This is a genomic window from Bacillus sp. GW823-FHT06B01, from assembly GCF_058952315.1.
Genome location: NZ_JBXAHR010000001.1, coordinates 191,864 through 217,576, shown reverse-complemented (window position 1 = coordinate 217,576; position 25,713 = coordinate 191,864). Strand labels below are relative to the sequence as shown.

At 34.2% G+C, this 25,713-nt stretch carries 30 protein-coding genes and 1 pseudogene; 7 read left to right on the top strand and 24 right to left on the bottom strand.

Annotated features, from left to right (window positions below):
• Positions 1-96 precede the first annotated feature (96 nt).
• Positions 97-2,040 (top strand): GTP-binding protein, encoded by a 1,944-nt coding sequence (locus tag AC1Q8N_RS01165; protein WP_493521009.1) that lies wholly within the window; start codon positions 97-99, stop codon positions 2,038-2,040.
• Positions 2,041-2,085: 45 nt separating this feature from the next.
• Here the strand turns inward: AC1Q8N_RS01165 and AC1Q8N_RS01160 are convergent, their stop codons facing one another.
• The 6 genes from AC1Q8N_RS01160 to AC1Q8N_RS01135 all read right to left on the bottom strand — a co-directional run bounded on the left by AC1Q8N_RS01160 (position 2,086) and on the right by AC1Q8N_RS01135 (position 5,756).
• A complete protein-coding gene (locus tag AC1Q8N_RS01160) occupies positions 2,086-2,730 on the bottom strand; it encodes a hypothetical protein (RefSeq protein ID WP_000679153.1) in 645 nt (214 codons plus the stop codon).
• Positions 2,731-2,751: 21 nt separating this feature from the next.
• The gene (locus tag AC1Q8N_RS01155; protein ID WP_493521008.1) at positions 2,752-3,219 is read right to left on the bottom strand and encodes an NUDIX hydrolase; all 468 of its coding nucleotides are present in this window, start codon (positions 3,217-3,219) and stop codon (positions 2,752-2,754) included.
• Positions 3,220-3,578: 359 nt separating this feature from the next.
• Entirely contained in the window at positions 3,579-3,872 is a 294-nt protein-coding gene (locus tag AC1Q8N_RS01150; protein ID WP_048547721.1) for a YfzA family protein, read from the bottom strand.
• Positions 3,873-3,901: 29 nt separating this feature from the next.
• Positions 3,902-4,519, bottom strand: a complete 618-nt coding sequence (locus AC1Q8N_RS01145; protein ID WP_000933342.1) for an ABC-2 transporter permease — start codon at positions 4,517-4,519, stop codon at positions 3,902-3,904.
• Positions 4,519-5,379 (bottom strand): ABC transporter ATP-binding protein, encoded by an 861-nt coding sequence (locus tag AC1Q8N_RS01140; RefSeq protein ID WP_048547723.1) that lies wholly within the window; start codon positions 5,377-5,379, stop codon positions 4,519-4,521. Before AC1Q8N_RS01140 ends, AC1Q8N_RS01145 begins: the two co-directional genes overlap by 1 nt.
• Entirely contained in the window at positions 5,367-5,756 is a 390-nt protein-coding gene (locus AC1Q8N_RS01135) for a GntR family transcriptional regulator (RefSeq protein WP_001167593.1), read from the bottom strand. Before AC1Q8N_RS01135 ends, AC1Q8N_RS01140 begins: the two co-directional genes overlap by 13 nt.
• Positions 5,757-6,046: 290 nt before the next feature.
• Here AC1Q8N_RS01135 and AC1Q8N_RS01130 point away from each other — a divergent pair.
• A pseudogene (locus AC1Q8N_RS01130) lies at positions 6,047-6,148 on the top strand (DUF4240 domain-containing protein); the annotation flags it as partial.
• A 63-nt stretch (positions 6,149-6,211) separates the two neighbouring features.
• Here AC1Q8N_RS01130 and AC1Q8N_RS01125 read toward each other — a convergent pair.
• The 10 genes from AC1Q8N_RS01125 to AC1Q8N_RS01080 form a co-directional block, all read right to left on the bottom strand.
• Complete coding sequence (locus AC1Q8N_RS01125) at positions 6,212-6,643, bottom strand: SMI1/KNR4 family protein (RefSeq protein WP_048547725.1); 432 nt, start codon at positions 6,641-6,643, stop codon at positions 6,212-6,214.
• A 54-nt stretch (positions 6,644-6,697) separates the two neighbouring features.
• The gene (locus tag AC1Q8N_RS01120) at positions 6,698-7,723 is read right to left on the bottom strand and encodes an SDR family oxidoreductase (RefSeq protein ID WP_098079324.1); all 1,026 of its coding nucleotides are present in this window, start codon (positions 7,721-7,723) and stop codon (positions 6,698-6,700) included.
• Between the two features lie 185 nt (positions 7,724-7,908).
• Positions 7,909-8,580: an ABC transporter ATP-binding protein gene (locus AC1Q8N_RS01115; protein WP_098079327.1), complete on the bottom strand. Its 672-nt coding sequence runs from the start codon at positions 8,578-8,580 to the stop codon at positions 7,909-7,911.
• Positions 8,580-9,845, bottom strand: coding sequence for an ABC transporter permease (locus AC1Q8N_RS01110; protein ID WP_170957017.1), 1,266 nt, complete (start codon positions 9,843-9,845; stop codon positions 8,580-8,582). The genes AC1Q8N_RS01115 and AC1Q8N_RS01110 overlap by 1 nt, the downstream gene beginning before the upstream one ends.
• Before the next feature lie 2 nt (positions 9,846-9,847).
• Complete coding sequence (locus AC1Q8N_RS01105) at positions 9,848-10,933, bottom strand: FtsX-like permease family protein (protein WP_098079332.1); 1,086 nt, start codon at positions 10,931-10,933, stop codon at positions 9,848-9,850.
• 65 nt (positions 10,934-10,998) lie between these two features.
• Complete coding sequence (locus tag AC1Q8N_RS01100) at positions 10,999-11,367, bottom strand: hypothetical protein (RefSeq protein ID WP_098048446.1); 369 nt, start codon at positions 11,365-11,367, stop codon at positions 10,999-11,001.
• A 208-nt stretch (positions 11,368-11,575) separates the two neighbouring features.
• The gene (locus tag AC1Q8N_RS01095) at positions 11,576-12,523 is read right to left on the bottom strand and encodes a serine hydrolase domain-containing protein (protein ID WP_098847291.1); all 948 of its coding nucleotides are present in this window, start codon (positions 12,521-12,523) and stop codon (positions 11,576-11,578) included.
• A 24-nt stretch (positions 12,524-12,547) separates the two neighbouring features.
• Positions 12,548-13,438, bottom strand: a complete 891-nt coding sequence (locus AC1Q8N_RS01090; protein WP_098079337.1) for an AraC family transcriptional regulator — start codon at positions 13,436-13,438, stop codon at positions 12,548-12,550.
• Positions 13,439-13,486: 48 nt separating this feature from the next.
• Positions 13,487-13,957, bottom strand: coding sequence for a GNAT family N-acetyltransferase (locus AC1Q8N_RS01085; protein ID WP_493521007.1), 471 nt, complete (start codon positions 13,955-13,957; stop codon positions 13,487-13,489).
• 17 nt (positions 13,958-13,974) lie between these two features.
• Positions 13,975-14,376: a DUF3980 domain-containing protein gene (locus AC1Q8N_RS01080; RefSeq protein WP_098643034.1), complete on the bottom strand. Its 402-nt coding sequence runs from the start codon at positions 14,374-14,376 to the stop codon at positions 13,975-13,977.
• A 91-nt stretch (positions 14,377-14,467) separates the two neighbouring features.
• Here AC1Q8N_RS01080 and AC1Q8N_RS01075 point away from each other — a divergent pair, with 91 nt between their 5' ends.
• Positions 14,468-14,935, top strand: coding sequence for an NUDIX hydrolase (locus tag AC1Q8N_RS01075; RefSeq protein ID WP_098643033.1), 468 nt, complete (start codon positions 14,468-14,470; stop codon positions 14,933-14,935).
• Between the two features lie 18 nt (positions 14,936-14,953).
• Here the strand turns inward: AC1Q8N_RS01075 and AC1Q8N_RS01070 are convergent, their stop codons facing one another.
• On the bottom strand, positions 14,954-15,865 hold the full coding sequence (locus AC1Q8N_RS01070; protein WP_098643032.1) for a DMT family transporter: 912 nt from the start codon (positions 15,863-15,865) through the stop codon (positions 14,954-14,956).
• Between the two features lie 124 nt (positions 15,866-15,989).
• Between AC1Q8N_RS01070 and pdxR the strand changes: the two genes are divergently transcribed.
• Positions 15,990-17,432 (top strand): MocR-like pyridoxine biosynthesis transcription factor PdxR, encoded by a 1,443-nt coding sequence (gene pdxR / locus AC1Q8N_RS01065; protein WP_493521006.1) that lies wholly within the window; start codon positions 15,990-15,992, stop codon positions 17,430-17,432.
• An 81-nt stretch (positions 17,433-17,513) separates the two neighbouring features.
• Entirely contained in the window at positions 17,514-17,954 is a 441-nt protein-coding gene (locus AC1Q8N_RS01060) for a YaiI/YqxD family protein (RefSeq protein ID WP_000708783.1), read from the top strand.
• Positions 17,955-18,040: 86 nt separating this feature from the next.
• Here AC1Q8N_RS01060 and AC1Q8N_RS01055 read toward each other — a convergent pair whose 3' ends face one another.
• Positions 18,041-18,355, bottom strand: coding sequence for a DUF3892 domain-containing protein (locus AC1Q8N_RS01055; protein WP_098643030.1), 315 nt, complete (start codon positions 18,353-18,355; stop codon positions 18,041-18,043).
• Positions 18,356-18,599: 244 nt separating this feature from the next.
• On the opposite strand from AC1Q8N_RS01055, the gene AC1Q8N_RS01050 reads away from it, so the two are divergent.
• On the top strand, positions 18,600-19,472 hold the full coding sequence (locus AC1Q8N_RS01050; protein ID WP_098847289.1) for a hypothetical protein: 873 nt from the start codon (positions 18,600-18,602) through the stop codon (positions 19,470-19,472).
• Between the two features lie 157 nt (positions 19,473-19,629).
• Here the strand turns inward: AC1Q8N_RS01050 and AC1Q8N_RS01045 are convergent, their stop codons facing one another.
• The 6 genes from AC1Q8N_RS01045 to AC1Q8N_RS01020 form a co-directional block, all read right to left on the bottom strand.
• Positions 19,630-20,454, bottom strand: a complete 825-nt coding sequence (locus AC1Q8N_RS01045; protein WP_098847287.1) for a DUF2785 domain-containing protein — start codon at positions 20,452-20,454, stop codon at positions 19,630-19,632.
• 236 nt (positions 20,455-20,690) lie between these two features.
• Positions 20,691-21,233, bottom strand: a complete 543-nt coding sequence (locus AC1Q8N_RS01040) for a GrpB family protein (RefSeq protein ID WP_493521005.1) — start codon at positions 21,231-21,233, stop codon at positions 20,691-20,693.
• Positions 21,234-21,276: 43 nt separating this feature from the next.
• Positions 21,277-21,945 (bottom strand): hypothetical protein, encoded by a 669-nt coding sequence (locus AC1Q8N_RS01035; RefSeq protein ID WP_493521004.1) that lies wholly within the window; start codon positions 21,943-21,945, stop codon positions 21,277-21,279.
• Positions 21,946-22,078: 133 nt separating this feature from the next.
• Positions 22,079-22,822 carry a metallophosphoesterase family protein gene (locus tag AC1Q8N_RS01030; RefSeq protein ID WP_000357638.1) on the bottom strand — a complete coding sequence of 248 codons (744 nt, stop codon included), beginning with the start codon at positions 22,820-22,822 and terminating at the stop codon, positions 22,079-22,081.
• Between the two features lie 13 nt (positions 22,823-22,835).
• A complete protein-coding gene (locus AC1Q8N_RS01025; RefSeq protein WP_493521137.1) occupies positions 22,836-23,774 on the bottom strand; it encodes an aminoglycoside phosphotransferase family protein in 939 nt (312 codons plus the stop codon).
• Between the two features lie 14 nt (positions 23,775-23,788).
• On the bottom strand, positions 23,789-24,586 hold the full coding sequence (locus tag AC1Q8N_RS01020; protein WP_493521003.1) for a VOC family protein: 798 nt from the start codon (positions 24,584-24,586) through the stop codon (positions 23,789-23,791).
• 98 nt (positions 24,587-24,684) lie between these two features.
• Between AC1Q8N_RS01020 and AC1Q8N_RS01015 the strand changes: the two genes are divergently transcribed.
• Positions 24,685-25,695: a sulfite exporter TauE/SafE family protein gene (locus AC1Q8N_RS01015; RefSeq protein ID WP_002096492.1), complete on the top strand. Its 1,011-nt coding sequence runs from the start codon at positions 24,685-24,687 to the stop codon at positions 25,693-25,695.
• Positions 25,696-25,713: the final 18 nt, after the last annotated feature.

The window sequence follows — 25,713 nt, the reverse complement described above, 5'->3', positions numbered from 1 at the left end:
TACTAATTTAAAGAACTGGAGAGTGATTGATAATGCGGCAATACACAAATAGAAATGAGGAAATGAAAATGGAAAATGAAATGAGGATATTGATATATGACAACAATAAATATAGGGATTGTTGCGCACGTAGACGCTGGCAAGACGAGTTTGACTGAGCGTATTCTTTATGAAACGAATGTGATTAAAGAAATTGGCCGAGTTGATAGTGGTAATACACAAACTGACTCAATGGAATTAGAAAGACAACGCGGAATTACGATTAAAGCATCTGTCGTTTCTTTCTTTATTGATGATGTAAAAGTAAATGTCATTGATACACCTGGACACGCTGATTTTATCGCTGAAGTAGAGCGATCATTCCGCGTTTTAGACGGTGCAATTTTAGTTATTTCTGCCGTTGAAGGTGTGCAAGCACAAACAAAAATTTTAATGCGGACATTGCAGAAACTAAACATACCAACAATATTATTCGTAAATAAAATTGATCGTAATGGCGCAAATACTGAAAAAGTTATGAAACAAATAAAAGAGATTCTTTCAAATGAAGCATTCCCTTTCTACTCTGCCCAAAACGAAGGAACGAAAGAAGCCCGGATTATTCCATACAAATCATATGACGATTGTATGGAACTGTTAGCACCATATAATGAATCGTTACTTGCGTCATATGTAAATGATGAAATCGTACCGGACGTATTATTAAGAGAAGAACTCGAAAAACAAATACAGCAAGCAAATGTGTACCCAATCTTTTTCGGTTCAGCCATGACAGGTATAGGTGTAACTGAACTGCTCGAAAATACTTCAACCTTATTTCCAGCTAATAAGTCGGCAGAAAACGAAACATTATCCGGTGTTGTGTTTAAAATTGAACGTGAACCTTCTGGAGAAAAGGTTGCTTATATAAGAGTTTTTTCAGGTAGCTTACATGTTAGAAAATATGTTGATATACAGCGCAGTAAGTCTCTATTCCATAAAGAAAAGATAAAAAAAATGTGCCTATTTCATAATGGAGATACCGTTCAAACTTCTACCGTTCCTAGCGGTGAGTTTTGTAAAGTGTGGGGGCTGAATGATATTAAAATTGGTGATATTATCGGTGAACGTACGGATTATATAAAAGATATTCACTTTGCCGAACCACAAATGGAAGCTGCCATTGATGCGGTACCTAAAGAGCGAATTCATGATTTATACGCTGCACTTATGGAACTCTGTGAAGAAGATCCACTCATTAAAGTGTGGAAAGATGATGTTCATAATGAACTTTATATTCGCCTTTTCGGTGAAGTACAAAAAGAGGTTATCGAAACAACACTTTATGATAAATATAACTTACAGGTTACTTTCTCAAATACGCGAGTTGTATGTATTGAAAAGCCAATTGGCATTGGGAATTCCGTTGAAGTCATGGGTGAAAAAGCGAATCCATTTTACGCAACAATTGGTTTTAAAATTGAACGTGGTGAACTTAACTCTGGCATAACGTATAAATTAGGTGTTGAGCTTGGTTCATTGCCTTTAGCATTTCATAAAGCAATTGAAGATACAGTATTTCAAACGTTAAAACAAGGTTTATATGGTTGGGAAGTTACAGATGTTATGGTCACGTTAACACATACTGGTTATGCTAGTCCTGTTACAACAGCGAGTGACTTTAGAAATTTGACACCGATCGTATTAATGGATGCTTTAAAGCAAGCTGAAACATATGTATATGAACCAGTAAATGAGTTTGAATTAACTGTACCGGAGCAGGCAATTAGTACCGCAATGTATAAGCTCGCTGCCGTTCCAGCAACTTTTGCAGAGCCTATATTATATAATAATTCTTACCAATTAACAGGATCATTACCTGTTGCGAAAACAGAGAATTTTAAACGCATGCTTCATTCATTTACAGAAGGAGAAGGCATATTTACAACGAAACCATCTGGTTACAAAAAACTAAAGGCTCCCTTCCCTACTCGAAAACGTGTTGATTATAATCCGCTGAATCGTAAGGATTATTTGCTTCATGTTTTGAAGGCTTATTAAAGTAAAAGAGGTGCAATTCGCACCTCTTTTGCATGTATTAATAGGTTAGTTTGTCCTAACAACTTCTTTAAGTTTTCCTATTATTTTCGCTATAGCCTCAATTGAATTTTCCGTTTCATATCCCCCAACATTTACAGAATGATTTGCATTTTTGACAACTTCAATCTGTAAATTCGTTTTATATAACTGATCAATTTGATCTGCATTGTATTGGTGATCTTTATCCCCAATAACTAAAAACCCTTCGTGTCGACTATGTAAGATAGAATCAAAAATTGTATCAAACGTCAGTAAAGGTGTAAGTAGTATCATTTTTGACTGCGCGAATTCTTCTCTCTTCATTAAATCATTTGCAATCGGAATTGTTCCGAGTGACTTCCCTAAAAACATAGTCTCGTTGTATTGCTCATCTTTTAATACTTCATTTATTACAGGATTAATATCATCCATCATTACTTTCGTTACTTCTTCCATTGGTTTATTCATTAATTGTCCATCATAGGAATAATGAATATGTACAACATCAATTTTATGTTCAAGCATTAACATCGTTGCGTAATAAAATAACGGCTTATCATAATTGTATCCTGAACCTGAAAACATAAAGCAAACCGTACTAGAACCTTTTTCGATATGTGTGTAACGAATTACTTTGTCATTTATATGTACCTCTTTTTTAGTCCCCTTCACCGTCTTCTCCTCCGAATACGTTTATTTTTGTAAAACGATATGTTCTGTATGAACTGCTATATCCTTTACTTTCTCTTTTATAAATGCAGGCTGTAAGTTAAATGTATGCAGTTCTTCTACTGGCACCCATCTAAACAAATACGTTCTACCCTCTTCTTCCAAAATATATTGATCCGCTCCATTCGCAGGTAACTCATGTAGCTCTACTTCATAGTAAAAACTAATTTCATGAAACTTTCGCTCAGAAAGTGTAAAGAAATTTTCTACTGACCATATTAACCTTTTCCTTTTAATAGGAACACCTATCTCTTCCGCAAGCTCTCGTTTTAATGCATCTTCACTCTTCTCTAGTATTTTTACTCTACCGCCTGGTACGTACCAAAAATCTTCACCGTCACCTTGCAGAATGAGTATGTTATTATCGTGTTTACAAATTGCGCCGACGCGATAATTAAAACATGTTTCTTCAACTTTAAATGTTAGATCCATACCATTGCCCCCTATACTTTATTTCAAAATCGCTATAAAACTATTATGTATATGCTGTACAAATAAGATTACTATTTTTTTCATTCCATTCAATAAGTTTCGAACTTTCTGATAATTAGACTTATCCTTTGTCATTACAGGTATATACATATGATACAATCATAGGGCACACTAGAAAAACATTATGGGGGTACGAATGGAAACGTTATTAATCCAGCAAACTGAGAAATCAAATAAGTTTTAGAAAATCGTTGTGAAAGATAGAGTAAAACTTCAATAAGTGGAGTTTTTATCTTTCCCCTGTTGTTTTTAAATATTGTTAAGACATTATTAAAAAAGATGCAAGGTCAACTTATGTGCTAATTAATTTTTTTTCTAGAAAAAGCGTCTTTTATTACACTTGTTAATACATTTAGGAATAGTAAAATAGCCATAACTACCGTTAATACGTTAAATTGCTTTGTTTTATAAGGAGCGAACCATTCCGTAAAGAACTCTGCATTAACGAGACGCTCCCCAACTCCTCCTTCCTTGAAGTTCGGTATCCACGAATTCATATCAAGGACGATAAAAATTAGTTGCATAACGAAAAATGCTCCAAGAGTTTTCAGCCAATTTCGTATTCGAATAGGACGCCCTTTTTTTGATGTCATTTAAATGATCCTCCTTTTAGAACTTGCTATTAAAGAGCCTTGTTCTGATAGATACGAATAGATAATATCCATGAAACCCCATAGCACCCCACTGCTATGACAGCAAATATAAGAAATAATTTCAAATCTGAAATCTCTTTTAAAAAGGTCAGTACGCCATTAGCATATTTATTTAATAAATATGGAGTATTTCGCATTAAATATATAACTCCAATAGATAAAAATATAAAAACTGGTACAAGTGTTTTCACTTTAAATGCAACAAAAAATGGGATGTAAAATGCAGTAATCAGCATGACTGCCAAGAAGCCTAGGATGTAACTTTCTAAGGAAAGTTGAAATTCCATGCTGTCTAAAATGAAATATTTTCCAACTAAACAAAATGGGATGATTACTATTGTAAAAAATAAGGTTCCAACGTATTTTGAACTTATAATTTCCTTCCTAGTATACGGTAATGAGTTTACTAAAATATTAGCATTATCTTTATCATCAGATTGATATGTGTTAATTACAAAAACGGCACTACAAATGATTATGACATATGCTACATCCATGCCGGCCCACAAATAGGTAACTAGAAATAAGAGATAAGCAGGTAAAAAAGTTTTTTGTAAAATCAAATCCTTTTTAATTAAATTAAGCATCATGACTCCCCCTTTTTCATGAAATACATAATATCCTCTAAACTTGGTTTTTCAATCACCACTTCTTTATTAAATAAAGTTTCGATAGAATTTACATTTTCAATCAATCCCTCGAAACCTGTATTTGCCTTACATACAGATATAAATTCACGCTCAGTATCAAAATCTAACATATCTAGTGGTCCTTTGACCAAAATATAATCTTCTGCAATGGCATAAATATCTTTTGTAAAAATATGCTTCCCATTTTGAATAAATGTAATATAATCGGCAATGCGGTCTAAATCCGTTGTAATATGAGATGAGAAAAAGATAGTTTTCTCACCATCCTGCATAATATTTTGTAAAACATCCAATAATTCTCTTCTAAATACCGGATCGAGTCCGGAAGTAGGCTCATCCATAATAATTAGTTCAGCATGATGTGAAAGAGCAATTGCAAGAGAGGCTTTCATTTTCATTCCTTTGGAGAATGTTTTCATTTTTTTATTTAATGGTAATTCGAACAGATCTTTATAATATGTAAATTGGTTAAAATCCCATTTTTTATAAGCAGGCGCAATAATTTTAGTAATTTCCTTTAATGTGAGTTCTTCATAAAACACATTATCGTCATAAACGAAACCAATTCTTTCTTTAATTCGCTTCGCATCAGTCGAATAGTTCATGCCAAATAAGGAGACATTTCCACTATCCGGGTTCATTAGATTCATAATCATTTTAATCGTTGTAGATTTACCTGATCCATTTCCCCCAATAAAACCCGTAACAAATCCTTTTTTTACTTCCATCGAAAAATTTTTAATTTGAAATCCTTTAAAAGATTTACTGACATTTTGAAGTTCTATTACGTTTTCCAAGAGTTTTCCTCCTCGTATAAAATTGTAAGCATTTCTTTTAGATCATTTAAAGAAACATCCATTTGTTTAGCATTTTGAATCGCTTCACACAACTTTTCTTCAACTGTCTTTAATTTTTTTTCTTTCATAGTTTCAATGTTTTGTTCCGCTACAAAGGACCCCCTTCCGACAATTGAATAAATAAAACCGTCTTTTTCCAGTTCTTCATATGCTCTTTTCGTTGTAATAATACTTACTCTTAAATCTTTTGCTAACTGACGCATTGAAGGAAGAGCATCTCCTTGCTTTAAATCACCTAGTAAAATAAGTTTTTTTATTTGGACACCAATTTGTTCATAAATAGGTTCCTTTGAAGTGTTCGTAATAACGATTTGCATGCAAATACCTCTTTTTAAAAATATTGTATATATACTTTATATACAATATATACTATCGTACATTGTAAATCAACAGAAAATTTCCAAAATATAGTCACGAACACAATCTAATAATACATGTAATTCATACAACTTATTTATCCCAGTCTTCCTCGTATTTGCTCGATTTTGAGGTGGAGGTCTTACTGCTATCTAATGCGGTATAAAGACTACGTTGTGTTTACGGAGAAATTGGCACAGCTGGTAGTGTGAAAGCAAAAGAGTTTGAAATAGAAGAACAATCTGAGGAAGTTGATATCAAGTTAGACTGGGATGAAGATGACGAAGAAGAATTAAAAAAGATGTTTCCTAAGTTATGGGACATGTACGGGGAAGAACCCATAAACTGGTAGATTAGTTGATTGTCAAAAACGCCTTGTTTCTTTCGTAACAAGGCGTTTTTCATGATACTATTTTTAAATTTTTATCTTCCCACTTTCCCACCACTTCATAAACGTTTCTAACGAAGGAGCAACCCAAGTTCTACTATCATTTTCATGATTCCATACATATATATCGTCTCTTTGCACGATTCCGTTCAAAATGGAATAACCAAACAAATCACCATTTCCGCCATCAGCAAAAAATAATAAACAGTCAAAAGGCATATATAAATCCTTGAAATCAACTATATTTCTCATATTCATATTTTCAGTTTTAATTTTTGAAGTAGACCATATAAAATCCCCGTATTCACCTTCTACACCGTTTGTTTCCTGTAATAATTGATTTAAATCATTTGGTAACTCCACCTGCAAATTTTTGTGAACTTCAGCGAGTTCATCCTTCGTAGCTGGTTTTTTCAAACTTAAGTTTGGTGAGATACTGTGAATGGTATTTTTCCACATCACCTTTACTCCTCCTTATGTGCAATCAAGTATATTCAAAGGGCTCATCTAAATTTATTGATACCAATTTTCTAACAAATCTTTCTCCCTCTCACCTGAAATACCTGCTTTTAATTCCAATTCATCCACACTCTTTATCCACTCATACACATCTGTAACTGTATGTTTTAACCTCCTAAAAGTAAGTCCTTCTTTAACAGCACTTTCAATACTAATAGAAAAACCACCTTTCCACGGCTTCGTCTCACCTTCTAATGAAAAAGTTTCAGGAAGCCATAAAGGCATATCTGTCCAAGGCTGCACTTTATGTTCATTCATAAACGATTCATCTATCCAAACGAATGCAGCATCACTATTCGTAACCTTTTTACACGTATTTAATAGCTCTTCCATCGTCAATTCATAGTTCGGACCTGTTACATTGAATGTACCTGCTTTATTGTTTTCTGCCATGTTTAGTCCCCAGTTTGCGACGTCTTTTATATCAACTATCTGTACTGGACGGTCTTTTCTTCCTGGAACTAACACTTTACCTCCTTTTGCTACACGCCCGATCCAGTATGGAAGTCGATCTGTATAATCGAACATTCCTGAAAGAAGTCCTGCTCTTACGTGTAAAACACGCCCCGGCCAATATTTCTCTGCTTCTTTTTCACATAATACTTTTAGTGCACCATAATGCTCATAATAAGATATTTCACCATTCTCTACAGCCTTTATTTGCTCTTCCGTTGGTTCAGGTTGTAATATATAGTCTTCTTTTATGTCATGCGGGATCCAATCCTTATATACGGAAAGGCTTGAGATGAATATATAATGTTTTATATTATCTTTTAAGACATCTCCAATATTCCGAATGTGATGCGGAGAAAACCCACATGTGTCCACGACAACATCCCATTTTCGATTTTCTAAACTTGATACATCACCATTTCTGTCACCGATAAGCTGCTCCACTTCAGGGAAAATTTCATTGTTTGTTCCGCGATTGAATAATGTAACGTCATGTCCCCTTTTCAACGCCTCCTCTACATAAGCTCTTCCTAAAAAACGTGTACCACCTAGAATTAGAATCTTCATAGTTCTCCCCCATTCATGATTAAAAACCTTTTCTATATGTTTAACGATTTATTAGTGTGAAAAGTTACGGTGGATTTGTTGTTTTATTTTAATTCTACAAACAAAAATAGAATCCATTTTGAAAAATAAATCAACATTGATTCTTAAATAAAAAACAATTGTTTTGATGTATCTTAGTTGAATTTTTAACTCCGCACAACTTCCCCATCAACTAACTCAATAATTCTATTACACTTATTCGCTACCTCAATATCATGAGTTACAATAATAATCGTTCGTCCTTCTTCATTCAGTTGTAATAGTAGATTCATAATTTCTTCTCCGGTTTTTCTATCTAAATTCCCTGTCGGTTCATCTGCCAATATTAATTCTGGTTCACCTACTAACGCTCTTGCAATTGCGACTCGCTGCTGCTGCCCACCTGATAACTCATCCGGTGTTTTATACATTTGTTCTTTTAACCCTACTTTTTCTAAATAGAACTTCGCCTTATTCTCTCTTTCACGTTGCTTTAGTTTTCTATACGTTAGCGGTAGTGCCACATTATCCAGTACAGTATGTTCTTTTAACAGTGCAAAATATTGAAAAACAAATCCGATCATTTCATTTCTTGTTTTATGAACTTGATTTGCTCTAATTTCAGTTAATGTTTTTTCATTTAACGTATATTCACCCTCATCTGGCATATCAATTAATCCTATAACATTTAATAGGGTACTTTTTCCTGAGCCTGATCGCCCCATTATCGCTATAATTTCCCCCTTATTTATCGTTAAGTTTATACCGTTTAACGCGAACGTATTGTGGTTCTTGTTGCTATACACCTTCTTAATGTCTTTCAATACAACTAAACTCATTATTCCATCCCACCTATTAATGTTTTCGGTTCAAGCTTTCTAATAAATAAGAAGACAATTACATTTGAGACAACGATGATCAATAATAAGAATAGAAATACTAAAAATAATATAGGCATATCCAATTTAAAGTCTAATACCGATGCTACTTTAAAATCCTTTGACATTTGCAACAGCCTCCCATATCTCCATGAAAAGTAAACTAGTGACATCCCTAAGCCAACTATTGCTACAATAATGTTTTCTAAAACAATTTGAATAAACATTCCAAATTTACTTTCGCCAAAAACTATTTTTATACCAAATTCCCTCTTTCTCATCAAAATAGAAACAATGGTTGTTACTACAATTCCGACGATCGAGAATAGAATGAATAATATTCCTATTATAAGTTGAGGTATTTCAGAATAGCTGTTAAGAGTAAAATCTATATTTATTTCATCACCTAAATTTTTCAAATGAAACGTACCACCGTTTCCTTTAAGTTGAATTGATTCTTCTAGTTTCTTTATATCGGCATCTTTTTGTAAATGTAAAACTGTACTTTGATGCAGTCTTAAAAACATTCCTTCATAGTTTTCATATCTATCAAATGACATAGGCATTATCATTGCGTAATCCAACTTCAAATATACGTTCGTTGAATTATTATCTACGATAAATTTATTCTCTGGCAAAAAGCCTATAATTGTATATTGATTATTAATTGTATCCCCAACCTGAAAATATTTCTTAAAGTAGGAACCCATTAATACCTTTGTTTTGTCTTCACTATTTTTTTGAAAGTCTTCATGCAAGAAGACTTCTTCAGGTTTTAAAGGTAAATGTAACAATTTATAGTAATTTTCATCTACAACAATTGTTTGAACAGTAGGTCTTTCATCGTGAAACGTTTTATGTTTCAAATCAGCAATCATACTGTTTTGAAGTGGCCTATTACTTGATTCTATTTCAATTAAACTCTCCTCGTATGTACCATACGAAATCACATCTTTATTTTGATGAATTGTATTATAAACCGCTTGAATTTGCTCTTTATTAAATTGATTGCTTTGTAACCTATCTGTCGCCCTTTCAAAAGTAACTAAATATGTTTTATCCACATTTAATACTGAGCTGGATTTATCGTTTAGATGGTATAAATTATAAAATACATTAATTGAACTCGTTATAGTTGCTAATCCAAATGTAATTTGTATTAGCAGAAGTACTGAAAATAGAAATCTCTTTTTTAATGCTAGGAACGCACTTTTTATTCTCATCATTTTTACTCCTTTAAGGCTTTAGCAGGTTCACTTTTAAGCACATATACAAATGGTATAACAGAGAGGAAAAAAGCTATAGAAAGTGAAAGAAATACACACATTGTAATATGAGAAGACTGTAAACCAATGCTATAGCTTGTAGACTCTATAATAGTTTTACTCAAAGTGCTAAAAATCCATTGTATGCATATTGCACAGGCTGATGCAGTAATTGCACATAAGAATAATTGACTAAATATAAAAATAAAAAGATTTACATTACTTGCTCCCAAAGCTTTCCTTAGCGACAGACTTTTTTTCTTCGTATAAATCCAATAATAACTTACTATTATACTGGTAATGAAAGCTATACAAAAAAGCCTATATGGAAAACTAAGTAACTCTTTCACGGCTTTACTTGAGTTTTTGTCTTTCTCAAAATTCTCTTTTTCACTTATCACTTTGGCATTTATATCTTTATTGTTCTGCTTCATATGCTCTATGAAGGTATCTATCTCCTTTTTAGGGTTTTCGTTAGAACGAACGATCATTTGAAATGTATTTTCATTTTGTATCATTTGTTTCACTTCATCTGGCATGTCATTTAGAGAGATGTAAATTTTAATATTATACTCATATCCAGTACTTGCTCCAGCTACGCCTTTAACTGTATATTCCTTATTAAATAATTTTATTGTTTCCATATCCTTATAAATTTTCTTCCCCACTATTACACTATTTTCTTCATCTTGTTCCATCTGTGAACCTTTTAGCAAAGGTGGAGACCAATTTTTATTAAGGAGACCATTCATTATTACGTGGCCGATATCCGGAATAGTAATACGAATATCATTTGTAATAACACTAGCGTTTTTAAAATCAGATTCTACTAGCGTCTGAAATTGTTCGAAATTGATTTCCCCCATATTAGTAAGTTGAACAGAATAGTAATAATTAAAATAACCATTTTTACTATCATAAAATTTCTCATCATAATAATCTCGCGTCGACATTGCGATCAGGATTGGCCATATTGTCAATACAAATCCAATAAATAACATAATGAATATTGCTTTGTTCACCGCTATTTCTTTTAATACTAGATTCATATATCCTCCTCATTTTAAAAACCGCGAAAAAGGTATTTATCCTTTTTCACGGTTTTTGTTGATTTTTATTTAATTTTCATTTCCTTTGAGGTGTATGCATTATCACCTTTCATTATCCATTCATGACCCGAATAACCTGTGGTAATTGGCCCTCTGGATGAAACTTTAACGTCCACACGATCTGTAATTTTAGCATTATCCCGTGATGCCTCTTTAGAAGACCCATCATCAAAGCTAGCTCTTACAGTCATCTTGTAAAAATGAGGTTCATTTTTTTGCGCAGTGTAGGCGTATCCTGTAGCTTTTCCTCCGCTTCCATCCCATTTTCCATAAGAATCCCAACTAATCGAAGCAAATGAAACAGAAGAAACCATACCTAATAAACAAGCAGTTAGCCCTGTTGTAGCTAAAGTTTTTTGAAGTAAGTTTTTCATATAAACTCAATCTCCCTTGTTTAATATATTCACTTAAATATTTAAGTATTTTCAGGCCTTGTCCTCATTATACATAAAAAAAATAATCTTATATCATTAATTCCTAATTTTTAAATTTATTAACACAACCCTTACATTCCCCTGAACTTTCCGTCATAAAACAAAAAGATGGTATGAAACTCCAATTCACACCATCTTTTTACTAAAATTATTTAATTGACCGTATACAAGGAAGAATATATTTCACAATCAATTCCCACCTATCCCCTGCATTCGGTATAATTTCAGAGGCAATCACCACCACCAATTCCCTCTCCGGAATACAACAAATCACATTCCCACCATCGCCCATTGCACAGTATGAAAAGATTCCACCCTCTTCTCGTAACCACCATGAGTAACCATATTGATTTTGGTTCATTTCTGTCGATTCTTTTATCCATGATTTTGATAGTATTTGTTTTCCATTATGAATACCTTCATTCAAATACATCTGTCCAAACTTAGCCATATCCCTAACCGTTAACGTTAGTCCCCATCCGCCCGTCGAAATACCATTCGGATCGTGAACCCATCCTTTTACATCTTTTCCGAATAAGTCATCGAATCCAAATGCTTTCATATTATAGTTTGAAATTTCTCTCATGCCGAGTGGCTGAAATAAGTATTTATTCGCAAATTCACGCGCATTTTTTCCTGTTGCGTTCGTTATGATCGCTGATAGTATATGAGCTCCTGCAGATGAATATTTAAAGTTTCCAATTTCTCCGCCGTTCCCTATCCTATTTAACGTATATTGTATCCAATCTTGTTGTGTACATAGTTCTTCTAACGGTTCCTGCCAGTCTACGAATGGATGTGGAGCAGTCATCGTAAGAAGATGTCGTACTGTTATTTCAGATGAATGAACGTTATATTCCGGGAAAAATTCTATTACTTTTTGATCAGCACTTTTTATATAGCCTTTATCTATACATATCCCAATTAGCGCAGAGATTATCGTTTTTGTAACTGATGCTACATGAAGTGCATCATCTAATCCGTGGCCGTTATAATATTTTTCAAAAATAACATTACCTTTCCGCACTACTAACATACCATTCATATTTTCATATTCTTCTTGTATAATCTGATCTAACTTTTCAGCAGTTTTCATTATTCTTTCCCCTTTAACCTATGATTAAAAAGGTTCGATAGGTACATATATATCAACTATATGTTTATCTTCGGGATGCTGATTGGGATTATTTCTATATACTTCAAAAGGATACGAATCTCTCGGTTTATATCCGCTATTTGGAAGCCACTCACCGTATAAGAAATCCCATGCTCCTTTATATTCATCCTGGAATATTTCAAAATGCCCTACTGCATACTTTCCAGAAGGTATTACCATTATTCCAATATCACTCGTTTTTACTGCAGACGCATCCGAAATTGTTATACATAAACTTGTTCTTAAATGATAGTCCTCAGTAAATTCATGATGATCGTGGTAAATGGTTAATACTTTCGTATCCTCAAATACATGATAGTTTTGCTTCGATGCGTAATAAAATAATTTCTCTATCATTTCAGGAAAAGCTATAGTTAACTCCTCATATGTACCGATATGTCTTATGTATGCGACGTTTATATCGTTCGCTATTACAATTTCAACATTACCTCGAACCTTCTTACATTCATTGTATTGAGAAGCTCTGCTTACGTCTTTGCAATTCTTGCTATTGTCGTTTCGATATTGAGACGGACTTACTCCGTAATAATTTTTAAATGTTCGGGAGAAAACTGCTGAATCTGTGAATCCGAAGTGATACGCAATATCTGTAATCGTCATGTCTGCGCGATATGTAAGTAGATTCGTTGCCCTTTCTAACTTCAATCGGTTTACATACCGAGATAATGGCTCGTCTACGATCCCTTTAAAAATCCGATGAAAATGAAACTTTGAAAATCCTGCTACATCCGCTAGCTTTTCAATTGAAAGTGGATCATCTATGTTTGATTCTATATAATCTTGCACTTTGTAAATGCGTCTTAAGTACTCATTTCTACTTTGTTTACTCTCCATACTTTTATCTCCTCACAACAAAAAGGCTAACGTTAAGCTAGCCTACTTTTATACATTTTTCAAAAACAAAACTTTACTACCGCCATTCCCATCATAATTTGTATGTACCGATACACCCTCTATCTCATCATCCCCGGCCTCAATTCGAAAACCGATTTCTTGATGAAACTGTATCGACTTTTTGTTAATTGGTGACGTGATTGCTTTTATAACTTTACGGTTATTTGCACGAGCTACATCGAAGAAATAAGAATACAATGTCGATGCGATTCCTCTTCTTCTATACCTCGGATTTACTCCGATAAAATGAACGTATGCTTCATCTTTATGCGTTTTGGAAAAGAATCCGCATAAAAAACCTAACGTTTCTCCCTCTTCTTCAATGATAAAACTCGTTTCTTGAAAGTGAACGAAGAACAATTTTGGCAACATACTAGCCATATCTCTCCCGCCCCACCATTCATTTAATACGGAATGAATCTTTTCATAATCTTCCCCTTGGATGTTTCTAACTCGCATATGTTTCTCCCTCTCACTCACTTCATTTTTTCATAAATTTTAATGACTGTTTCTACTAAAAGGATGAATACCCATATCCCGCAAAATACAAGAACAGACTGGAATATCGATCCAATTATCATAACACCAACTGCACCTGTTATTGAAAAGGATATTCCACCAAGCCCTGGATCCTGTATAAATGCTCCAGCAGAAATAGCGGTTATAATAGATACTATTAAATAAATCACACTCATTATTTTTAATATTTTTATAGAAAGATACGAAGTTTGTTCTTGCTCCACTTGTGATAATTCGATTTCCCCGCTTGCAATTCCTTTTTGCAAACAGTCCTCACATAGAAATTCTTCCTTAATTTTTTTACCACCGTGCAATGTACCTGTAATTTCTTTACAGCGCGTACACTTTCGATTTATCATTTTGTTATCACTCCAATCTCGTAAGATTATACTTATACATTTTTTACCTTATTATTACTTTTATGTATTTTATAGAGAGGTGACGTGTTTTATGATATCTAAACTTACTTTTGGTTATAAAAAGCCTACTGAGCAATATGTATTACGACCTAGTTGTTATGCAATTATTTTCAACTCAACTTCTTCAAAGATTGCTGTTATCCAAAAAGGAGAACGCTACTTTTTACCCGGCGGCGGTATAGAAGGTACTGAAACAAAAGAAGAATGTTTGCACCATGAGCTACTAGAGGAATTAGGATGGGCAATTAAAATTGATCAGTATATCGGTAATGCGGCTCGATATTTTTATGCAGAAAAGGAAGATATATATTATTTAAACGATGGATTTTTTTATATTGCGAATATGGTGCAGAAACAAACTGAAAACTGTGAGGAGGATCATGTTCTAAGGTGGATGTCTCCATTGCATGCTATAGAGCTTCTCATACACGATCATCAAAAATGGGCCATTGAACAAGCGCTTTTATTACAAAAACAAAAAGGATCTCCTTCTATATGAAAGAGATCCTTTTTATTGTTAACTTACTTTTTTCAAATTGAGAGCTGGCTTTTTGATTCCACCTTTTTTTACAACATATAAACCGATGAAGATAATAAGCCCGCCAACTAGTTGCATCAAATTAATTTGCTCTCCAATGGTTACTGCCGCAAAGATCACTGCAAACAATGGTACGAGATACATATAAACCATTACTTTCGTTGAACCTATTTGACTAATGCCAACATACCACATTGCTAGCCCAAATATGGTCGCAAAGACGATTGAATATGCTAGTGATCCCCAGCTTGGCGTATCTACTGGCCACGTTAATGTATTTACGTTGAATAAACAGTATATAACGAGAGGTACAATTCCAATTAAAGTAGACCATGATGTGACCCTCATTGCGGAGTATTTTGTAATAAGAGGTTGCGCTAATATTGGATACCATCCCCACGCAATTGCTGCGACTAATCCAATTACATTTCCGAGCCACGCATATTCGTAAGTAGCTCCTCCTGTATGTCCTGTTAATAAAACGAATGCTGCACCAATAAACGCTATTATTGAACCTATTTGTACTTTCATCGAAAAACGTTCTTGTTTGTGCAATACTGCTAATATCCCTGTAAAAATAGGTGACATCGCAATTAATAATGAGGCGTTCGTTGCTGAAGTATATTTCACAGATAGCATAAACATCGTTTGATACATTGCCGTACCAACGATACCGACTGCTACTAGTCGTAACCAATCTTTTCTTTCAATACGTAATGAGCGTTCCATTAAAAATGTAATAAGTAATAATACCGGAGATGCTACTAAAAATCGTAAACTATTAAATTGAATGGATGACATATATGCCACGCCATACTTTCCAATTGTATAATTCGCTCCCCATACTAATGCTACTGATACTAGGAGCCACTCCATTTGCCATCGTTTCATCCGAATCTCCCCTTCCATATTTAGCATAGTAAAATTGGCTGGATATAGCACCGTCCAATTGGCTGTTTTTTTCCCCAGCCAATTTGTTATACTTAATGTATATAAGAGATGCGGAGGCGTTTGTATGGAATGGAAGCTAGATAACGACAGTAAAATCCCAATTTATCAACAAGTAGTTGACTTTATTGAGAAACGTATTACATACGGAGAACTTCCTCCTGGAAGCTTCCTCCCTTCCGAACGGAAATTAGCTACGCAGTTAAATGTAAACCGAAGTACGGTAACGACTGCTTATAATGAACTACGTGCTATGGGGATTGTGGAAAGTACGACTGGTAAAGGGACACGTGTAAGTACACATATGTGGGGCGTTTCTCCAACATTAACTCCGAATTGGAGAAATTTCGTAGAAGGTGGTACTTTTTTACCAAACTTACCGTTACTTCGCCATATTCGGGCAGAAGTACAACAAAATGAAAATATCATTGATTTCGCAAACGGCGAGCTCGGTTGTAACCTTTATCCTCACGATCAACTACAGACAATTTTACGAGAACAACCGTTAACGCATTCATTAAGTTATGATCATCCGCAAGGCTATCTCTCGCTAAGACAAGCGGTCGTAAAATATATGAAAGAATATTTAAAAGTTGAAGCGACTGAACAATCCATAATGATTACATCTGGCGCACAGCAAGCACTTCACCTTATCGTTCAATGTTTATTAAATCCCGGTGATGCAGTTGCTTTCGAAAGCCCTTCACACTGTTATTCCTTACCGTTATTCCAATCAGCAGGTATTCGTATTTTCCCATTACCTGTCGATGAACACGGTATTAACCCAGACGATGTGCAAGAGTTATATAGAAAGCACCGTATTAAAATGATATTTTTAAATCCAAACTTCCAAAATCCTACGGGCACAATGCTTCATCCAAACCGTAGAAAAAAACTATTATCACTTTGCGCAGACTTACGAATTGCGATTGTGGAAGATGATCCGTCCAGCTTACTTACGCTAGAAAAGAAACAACCTTGCCCTACTTTGAAATCGATTGATGAAAATGGAACAGTCATTTATGTACATTCTTTATCAAAAATGGTTGCGCCAGGCTTACGAGTCGGCTGGCTTGTCGCCCCGCAGTCTGTAGTAGAAAGGTTATCTGACGCAAGACACCAAATGGAATTAGGTATGAGTATTTTCCCGCAGTGGCTTATGCAACAATTTTTCGAAACTGTACCATTTCAGTCTCATATCGTACCGTTACGAAAACAACTAGCAGAAAAAAGAGATGTTATCGTTCGGGCCCTAAACGAGCAACTTCACGATAAAATCTCTTTTTCAAACCCGACCGGCGGTATATACATATGGGGAAAATTAAGAGAACCGATAAACGAAAAACAACTTATTATGCAAAGTTTAAAACAAGAAATTGCATTTATGCCTGGGAGTATTTTCGGCGCGAAAGATGGTTATATTCGTTTATCTTATGGAAAAGTGAATATTGATCAAATTGAGGAAGGTATTTCTCGTTTACGTGAGGCTATTTTGGTATGTGAAAAATAACTTTAAATAAAGCTTTCTCGTTTGACAAAAGAAAATTCTACCATTATCATCAACTCGAATCTATTTATAGGAGTGATACCAATGAAAATTTACGTTGATGCAGATGCTTGTCCTGTAAAAGATGTGATTATTTCCGAAGCTACGAATGTAGAAATCCCTGTTACCCTCGTTACTAGCTTTTCTCATTATTCTAATGCAGAACAGCCAACAGGCGTAGAAACAATTTATGTTGATTCTGGAGCAGATGCTGCAGATTACCGGATTATGCAGTTAGCAAAAAAAGAAGATTTAATCGTAACGCAAGATTACGGTCTTGCTTCACTGGCTTTAGCAAAAGGCTGTATCGTGCTACACCATAAAGGGTACAAGTATACGAATGAAAACATTGAACAACTATTACAAACACGGTATTTAAGTGCAATGGTTCGAAAGAGCGGTAAACGTACAAAGGGACCGAAACCATTTACAGCAGAAGATAAAGAGAAATTTCGAGCACTCTTTAAAAGTATGATCGCTCTTTAAAAATGAACTGTCTATTTGCAAGGAAAACTTCGCAAAATAAAGAAGAGAATATTGAAATGAACATTCTCTTCTTGGGGTTTACCCGTTTAAAATGAAGGTAGATTATCTAAGTTATTTTCTTTTATTCCATCCGGTTCACTACGTATAATATCCCTACCATACTTATGAAATACGTCCACATGTGCTAACTTCCCTGATTTCGCTTCATTAAGAGCAGTCATATAATCTAACTCTCTCCCGCTACTTGTCTTAAAAGCAATTAAATCCCCATCATCATTTTTACGAACGGCAATAATTTGTTCTGCTCCTGAATTGACTTCATGGTCTACTTCAAATTGAGCTTGCTCTTCTCCTTGATGTAAGTAATCATTATAAACTTTTTCAAAGTCTTTCTTGTCCATAACATTCACCTCCAACACATTTTATTAGTATGGTTGGGAGGTGGTGGTTTTATGTACCTTTTTATTACCTTAACAAGTCTTTACTACTCCAAATAAAGAATACAGGTCATTTTTTGTATTCTAATACAAATCTATTTATAGTTTCTTACCTTCTTAATTTAAGCTAAATTTAAGTGTTAATATTTTCCTGACAACTTTATAATTAATTATATCGAAACGAAATTTGAAATGGAGAATGATTCAGGTGAATATAGATATTAATCGCTTAACTGATATTTGTTTAGAGTATCAGCAATCTAGATTTTATGTTACTAGAATCCCTAAAGATTTCTTATCAATTGCCCATAAACGTTTTTCTATACCAAAGGATGATCAAGTTATTGCTTTTTTAAGTTGTAATTTATTTGGATCAGGCAAGTATGGTGTTTACTTTACGAGTTCGGGTTTATACTGGAAAAATTGGTTATTAGGTAAAGGAAGTTTGAAATTTGATCAATTAAATGAAGTGCAACAAATTGAAATTGATAAAGATGGTTTCTTATCTTTTGATGCACAAAAAAGCTTCAATATTAACGGGAGTGATTATCCACCACTGTTATTTAAAGAATTACTTATAGCTCTTACGAATTCATTCCAAAATTCAAAACAACATGATATACATCCAATTATAAAAATGGATGAGATAAAATCAATTTGCTCATTATTTGAAACATACAATGAATTATTAGAACCTGATAACGGATTATTTGTAGACACTCATATTTCAGACAAAAAGTTAAAAGCAATTGAGGCACGATTTATCGTTCCAAAAGAAGAACAAATCATCGCTTTTTTAGATACATCTATCCTTGGGAATATGGGGAAAGGATCTGATGGAGTATTAATTTGTGAATCAGGTATATATTTTAGAGAAACTTTTGTACACTTATATTTCCCATGGCATATCTTTAAAAATATACCTATTACTTTAACATCAGATGAATTTGAAATTGGGAAAAGAAATATATTTCATCTTCAACATGCTAAAATGGCTAGTCAAGATGTTTTATTGTTCATGAAGAATTTAAAACAGTATGTGAATAGTTTATATGAAGAACATCCACAATTACATATTTAATACATTTCTTATTACATACAAGCACATGTATAGTTAAGTCTAAAATTTCAATTCAACTAAAAAACCGATTATTTTTGTAGAGAGCCTACATGTATAATCGGTTTTTTAATCTTATTCTTTTCTTACGTACTCATTTATAATGGCATCTAGTGATTTTTTAATACCTACGCAAACCCTTCAAAGTCTCAAATATATCATCTGTAAAGGCTGTACTACCTTCTGCCTCTAAAACTCTGAAATAAAAACTTCTTAGGAAAGTTCTAATATTTTGTACTAAAATAGCATGCTGCGGATGTCGGATATCTTCAACAGTTGCTATGCTATGTAGCCAATTGCTCCACTCTTCTCCAGTTAAAATATTTTGGTTACGTAACGACATAATTGGCGCTACTAATCTCTCATCTTCAAAGTGCACATACACGTAATCACTTAATCGAACCCTCTGACGAACAGCTGCAAGAATCGCATATGAAAACTCACGATTTTGTATAGTACGTGCTAAAGCATCAAGTGCATCAGCAGCGTGTGCTGTAGAATGTGCCCAACCTTTTCCTTCTACGTAACCTCTTACATCTTCTTCTAAATATACATATTCCAACACTTGTTCTGCCACACTGTATAGTTGTTCTTCAGATAACAGTGGTTCTCTTTCATGAACAGATAAAATAAGTGGCGGAATTAATACGGAGAATGCACGTTTAAATACAGAGTCTGTGCCCTTTTCACCAATTTTATAAAATAAATAATCAGGACTAATTGCTTGTAACATTAATCCTCGCAACTCTTTTTGTCTAAACACATCATTTGTAATCCATGTGTGAAGCGTACTATAAATTAAATCATCACGTAATTCAGCATCAGGTGAACCGATATAATCTAACATCCACTGCGCATATGGATATGCATCTACGTCTTCTGGTACAGCATAATTATTATTTTTAATTTGTAGTAGTTCTTCTTTTAATTCTAGTACTTCATTCATTATATTTTCTGTCCCCTTTTTACTTTATTAACATATTTTCGCCTTATCCCCTGTAATTGCCTATCCTTATATGAACTTGATTCAATTATATATAATTTATCCTAATAAATAAAAGGAAATACTTTAGAACATCGCAGTCTCTCACCTTATTTACATGCATTTCATGTCAGTTTAATTTATAAAATAAAGGATGTTTTTTCTTTTGTATTCAAACGTAGTTACAATCAAAGGTTGCATCATTTTAGAACTTGCTTAATAAATTCTGTTTTAGCTTTTGTGTAGGCTTCTCTATCTTGGTTAAATCTTTTAGCTAAATCTTGTTTAAGATTTGAATACTCATAAACTAATTGTGGATTTTCTCGTAAGCGGTTACGAAATAAAAGTTGATGCTCCCATTGCTCAGTTCCTTTAACCATTAAATGAAGGTGAGCTACACGCCTATTATTCTTAACTTTCACAAAGAACCTTCTCCAAGGTCTTTCATCCAATTCTGGGCTTACATAATGCCAATTATATATGGCCAATGTAGCTGAAATATGTAGTACTCTTTCAAATGAGTCTATTTCAGCCATTAGATCAATGATAGGTTTTGCAGGTAAACCAGGTATGGATGTACTTCCTATATGTATTACTTTGCTTATACCGAGAGGAGCAAGCAGTTCATATAGTTGCTGCTCTTCACATCTGCCTTTATCTTGCCAATCAGGATTTGCATTCACTATCTCTACTGACTCATTCGCCCATACAGGCCAATCGTTCGGATTCTCTTTTTTATCCATCCAAAACATCTCCTTTCACGAATTGTTTGCTGTATAAACAATATTAAATTTCTTTAAACACAACTACTGGATCATCAAAGTTATTATTCCGAAATATAACATCCGCACAACTTTTCGGATTATGCTCATCTATATACATCTTACAGGCCGCATGATATCTGTTTAAAAACATTTTCTCTGCTTCTTCATAACATCCAAAAGTCTCAGTCTCTCGCTTTGCACCACGTTTTCTCGCCATCTCAAAATTTGTATCTACAAAGATTTTGTAATCAAATAAATGCTCAACATCTTTTTTCAATAGAAACGTTCCATCTACTATTAATATCATATTTTGCTTGGCCACTTGTGGCTTATTATGTACAGGCATATCCGTTATTAAGTTATGAGAAATCGTTTCATACTGTAAATTCCCGTTAAGCTCTAAAGGCTTTAATAATCTTTCTTTAAAAGCTGTATAATCGTGTGCATCTTCGTAATACCCTCTTGCAGATTCTTTTCCTTTTGCATAGCGAACCGCTCTCGGGTTATGAAAATCATCAATGCTGGCGCGTGTTACTGGTAATCCTCGTTTTTTTATTTCTTCAGCTATTTCGTTTGCAAATGTTGTTTTTCCTGAAGCTGTAATACCACTTACTCCAACTCTTGTTGGATGGGTTAAGTTTAATTTTAAAATATGATCTACAATTTCTTTCATGCGTTGTATTCGGTTCATGATATTCCCTCCTACAATTAGTTTACATAACATAATTACAGGTAACAATTCATGTCATTATTTGTCGGTAAGGCGATATCCTATTTCGAATCGTTAATATATTTGAAGTTACGATAGATATATTATAATTGGCTTACTTTCCCTTAAACCCTCGATATAAAGCAGTCCGTAATTCTTGTTTGTATTCTTCAATTTCTGGCATATCGAGTTCTTCTGCTAGTCTGATGGCTAGTTCAATATCATATGGTACACGTACGAGTTGAATGGAAAAGCTTGCGGCTTCTTGTTCATTGTAAGTTCCTTCAAATATTAAATAGGAAGCTTGTGTAATTTCAAGTGGATTGCCTACACTACCTGCATTGCATAACGTTTTCCCTCTGAAATTTTGAACGAATGCTTGGTGAACGTCACCGTAGCAAACGACATCTGGTTTTTTTTCCCCTTCTATATTCTCTGTGAACTCACTGTTTTCGAACATACTAATACGCTCTTCTCTTGAGGCATGTGGCTGAATTCTTTCATATAAACTTCTCGGCGATGCGTGGAACATACGAATCAATTTGCCACTCATAAAAAATTCGATTGAAAATGGTAAGCTTCTTAAATAGTCATTTTGTTCTTCCGATAATTGTTTTTGATGCCATTTTAACGCTTCAAATTCAGTCGGTTTTGTAATGAAATCATCCCAGTTCCCCATTACAACTCCATCACATTCTTTACGAATGATTTCAATCACTTCGCTAGAATGAGGACCTTTCCCGACTAAATCTCCAAGACAAATGATGCGCTCGATTCCTCTTAATTTAATATCTTGCAGCACAGATTCTAGAGCTGGAATATTACCGTGAATATCTGAAATTACCGCTATTTTATCCATATGAATCCCTCCATTACTTATTGTTTATTCTATCCTCATGTTGTGATTGATACCATTTTGGAATATAGGATGAAAAATTGTTATGATCTTCTAAAATTACGTTCAATCTTTCCTTCATATCATCTACTAAATGTGGCGTGCTTCGGTTTGTCCATACGATATCAGCTGGGAATGTCATTGCTGCATATAATGAATACAGTTGCCAAAAATGAAGTGACGGTTCTCCCACGCAATAACCGTGAACTTGTCCAACCGCAAATGGTTTACTTATTCTTGTAGTAAAAATCGCTACGTTATAAAAATCGTGTATTGGGTCGCCAAAATCATATCCTCCAAAATCGATAACGATAAATTCCTTATTATGAATCATACTATTTGCTGGATGGAAGTCATCGTGTAAAAAGGTAATAGGGCGATTTTCCAATAATTGTTTATGCTCCCCTACAAAACTTAATACTGGCTTCAAATCAATGAAGTCTATTTCATAGTTTGCTAACGCTTCTACGTATCTTTCGTATTTATTCCATCGAACCGTTCCCCATTTATTACTTGCACTTTCTCTTCTAATTGAGTGGATCCTCTTTAATACTTCCCCTGCTTTTCTTCCTGCATTATACTGTTCTTCCACCGATAGCTTCCCTAAACCTTCTTCACCATTTACACCTTGGGCCCATTCAAATACTTGTACACATTTATTTAATTCCTCAAGTTTTATGAAATGAATTAACTTGGGCGTTGGAATATGTAATAACTCTAATTGTTTCATATACGTATATTCTTCTTGTTTACGTTCAAAATGAACAGCATCACATACTTTCACAAAATAAGTTTCTTCGTTCTTTAATTCAACTTTATATTTTTCTTCATGTGAAAAACCTTTTGAAATAGCTGTACACTTTACAATACGAGGCCATTCTAGTTGTCTCTCTATCTCTCTAAGCATTTCCTTCACAACATTCACCTCTATCAATATATGTACAACCTACCTAACACTTCATGCTCTCGTTTATTTTCACCTTTAAACTCCGCTGCAAATGGATATTCGCCATGATGCTTCAAACGTTCTAGTACTAACCCTTCTCCTATTGGTTCACAAAACTGCACATGAACATCACCAAATGATACGCTTTGACACTCCGCATTCCATTCTTCATTCTTTGTGATTGAGCTTGCAGTTAGCCCCATTACTTCTTTCCATTTCCGTACTGTTTCTCGAACATTTTTCACTGCGTAATGAATCGTTTCAATTTGTTGTACTTTATTTTTATGTTCAGTGATTGTTCCTATGTTACGTAAATCGTTTCTTCTTTCTTCATCCGTTTCATTCCACTGTATGAAGAAAGGTAATTTCGGTCCGTTTTCCTCTTGCTTTACAAATAACATTTTCCACTCTAAAAGACGGCCATCTTTTCTTATACGTTTTCCTTCAAATGGTCCTATCGTATGTAAACCGTGCTTACTAAAATTATTTGCTAGGTCTTCAATGGCATCTGTTCGAATTGCGATTTGTAGCATTCCTTCTCCGTCTTGTAATTTTACTACTGTTTCTTGTACTAATGGATTGTCTGCTTTCTTCGCTTTTTCTTCATGCTGAACTGCTAAAAATTCTATATAGGATAAATCAAAATAACATAAACTATTCCAAGTACCCCAAGTAATATGCTCTCCGCCTATTGCAGTATGAAATCCACGCTCCTGTATTTGTTTTGCCGCTTCCTCCGGTGTACCATATACTGAGTGTACGAGATGATCAAATCGTAACATGTCTTTCTCCCCTTTCTCTCCATCCTTTTATTGTATATTTTATTTTTCTTTCATTCAATTCAAAAAACTTTAAAACCCAGTTGATTTATACGATTAATATGTATTATAATGAAACAAATTTAATTATTGCTGATTGGAAAAACCAAAGGCACTTTTCTCATACGGGAAAAGTGCCTTTTTCATTTATTATTACAGGGGGATTATTTATGCAGAAATTAATTGTCTTTGCTATTATTGGATTTTTCGCTCAATTGATTGATGGGGCACTTGGAATGGCGTACGGGGTAACATCTACCTCACTATTATTAATGTTTGGTATCGCACCAGCTGTAGCTTCCGCATCTGTTCATTTAGCTGAAGTCGTTACAACCGCCGCTTCTGGTGCATCTCACATCAAATTTGGAAACGTTGATAAATATACCGTTTCCAGGCTTACATTACCAGGAGCAATTGGCGCATTTATTGGGGCATGTTTTTTAAGCAATTTACCTGGCGATGTAATTAAACCGTACATTTCCGTATTTTTATTTACTTTAGGGGTTTATATTTTATTACGATTCATCATTCAAAAACAAATTGTTACTTCAAATAAACGTATGTCTGCAAAACAGCTTGTTCCGCTTGGCTTATTCGCTGGATTCGTTGATTCAACTGGTGGTGGTGGCTGGGGTCCGATTACGACACCTGTACTTTTGGCAAGAGGAAATGAAGCTAGAAAAGTTATCGGATCTGTAGATACGAGCGAATTTCCTGTTTCACTCGCTGCAACAATTGGATTTTTCATTTCACTTGGATGGGAACAAGTAAGCTGGGTTTGGGTATTTTCTCTCATGCTCGGTGGTATCGTTGCGGCACCAATCGCTGCATGGCTAGTACGCATCGTTCCTTCTCATTTACTTGGCGTATTAGTTGGTGGCCTTATTATCTTTACAAACATTCGTACATTGCTTACTACATTTAAAGTTGATCCAACTATTATTTCACTTTCTTACGTGGCAGTTGGTCTTGTCGTTATTATTTCTATTTTCATTGCTGTTCGCAATCATTCCAAGCGTTCTAACGCATCGACAGCCGGATATCCGAATGATCAAAAACAAATGCTACCATAACGATAAAAATACCGCCCG